The organism is Halomonas cerina (assembly GCF_014192215.1).
GTDB lineage: Bacteria > Pseudomonadota > Gammaproteobacteria > Pseudomonadales > Halomonadaceae > Halomonas > Halomonas cerina.
Genome location: NZ_JACHXP010000048.1, coordinates 1 through 1,895, shown reverse-complemented (window position 1 = coordinate 1,895; position 1,895 = coordinate 1). Strand labels below are relative to the sequence as shown.

1 protein-coding gene is annotated in these 1,895 nt (G+C 65.3%); it reads left to right on the top strand.

Annotated elements, in window-relative coordinates; translation table 11 throughout:
- Positions 1–466 precede the first annotated feature (466 nt).
- On the top strand, positions 467–1,855 hold the full coding sequence (ltrA, locus tag FHR94_RS19390; RefSeq protein ID WP_183328398.1) for a group II intron reverse transcriptase/maturase: 1,389 nt from the start codon (positions 467–469) through the stop codon (positions 1,853–1,855).
- Positions 1,856–1,895: the final 40 nt, after the last annotated feature.

The window sequence follows — 1,895 nt, the reverse complement described above, 5'->3', positions numbered from 1 at the left end:
GTGGTGCGCCAGGCATGGCGCGCAGCGCCTGACTGGCGCTGTTCCCGAGGGTGGTGCCTCGGGATGACTTGGGGGTGAAAGTTCCCTGCACGCCCGGCAAGGGGAAGTGCTAGCCGACGGCAAGGGTGTTCCCCGCGAGGGGGAATCTGAAGGCAGCCCGAGGCAAAACGCTGGCCTGACGAACAGGAAGCGGATACGAGGCGGCATGGCGGGGTGAGATGGCCACACTCATCAAAGCCCAATACTTGCACGGAACGCCATGACGTAAATCCGCCAGGCATAAGTGGGAAGGTCGCGCGTCTTACCCTGGGAGGTCTGGTGGTCTGCCACGGTGCTACCGGCGTCGAGAGGCGACGGGAGGGGCCGCCAGACGTCAGCCGAGGCCATAGTAAGTGCCGGTTCACCGCGGCACCAAGGGCCGAACATGAAGAACCGCGAGTAGGCGATGACGTCTCGAGGATCGATCATGAAGACCGAAACTGGCGCTGATACCGTCACCCACCCAGAGGGGCAGGGGCAGTACCCCGAGTCCTGGCCGGTGGGCGTCGAGACGGTCCCGGCGTCGTCATCGTGGACGAAAGCGGAGCCCGCCCCGCTCATGGAAGCCGTGGTAGAGAAGGCCAACATGGCGCGGGCTTACCGTAGGGTGGTCGCCAATAAAGGCGCGCCGGGTGCCGATGGCATGACGGTACGCCAGTTGGCCGACCACCTGAAACAGTACTGGCCGACGCTGTGCGAGCGGCTGCTGGCCGGTGAGTACCACCCCAGCCCGGTTCGAGCCGTCGAGATCCCCAAGCCCAAGGGCGGGACGCGACAGCTCGGCATCCCCACGGTCACCGACCGGTTGATCCAGCAGGCGTTGTTGCAGGTGCTGACGCCGATCTTCGATCCGGGTTTCTCCGCATCGAGCTACGGTTATCGCCCCAAGCGCAGCGCCCAGCAGGCCGTCTCGGCCATGAAGGCCCACGTCACTGCCGGCCACCGCTGGGTGGTCGACCTCGACCTGGCCGCCTTCTTCGACCGGGTCAACCATGACCTGCTGATGGCGCGGATCGCGCGTCGCGTCCGCGACAAGCGGGTGCTACGCCTGATCCGTCGCTACCTGGAAGCCGGCATGTTCCAGGACGGCCTGGCCGCGCCACGCCGACAGGGGACGCCCCAGGGCGGGCCACTGAGCCCGCTGCTGGCCAATATCCTGTTGGACGACGTGGACAAGGAACTGGAACGTCGGGGCCACCGCTTCTGCCGCTACGCCGATGATATGCAGGTGTATGTCAGGAGTCGGCGGGCGGGCGAGCGCGTCATGGCCAGCCTGAGTGATTTTCTCGAGAGCTCGCTCAGGCTCACGGTCAATCGCGACAAGAGCGCGGTGGACCGGCCATGGCGTCGGGGATATCTGGGCTATACGCTGACCCGGCATAAGCAGGCACGGCTGACCATCTCCAAGGCCAGCCTGCAACGCCTGATGCTGCGTGTCCGTGAGATCCTGAAGCGCGGCAAGGGGCGCAATATCCGACGGGTCATCGAAGAACTGACACCAGTCCTGCGGGGCTGGGCCAGCTACTTCAGTCTCGTCGATGTGAAACGCCCCTTGGAGGCGCTGGATGGCTGGATACGCCGTCGACTGCGCCGTGTGATCTGGCGACAGTGGAAGCGTCCGCGGACTCGGCGCCGGAAACTGCAGGCGCTGGGCCTGGACGCCCAGCGTGCCTGGAAGTCAGCGGGGAATGGGCGAGGCCCCTGGTGGAATGCAGGTGCGCTGCATATGCGCCATGCCTTGCCCAACCGCTGGTTCCGTCAGCAGGGAATGATCTCGGTACTCGAGACGGTAAGAGGGCTTAGTCGTTTTTCATGAACCGCCGTGGTACGGAACCGTATGCCCGGTGGTGTGAGAG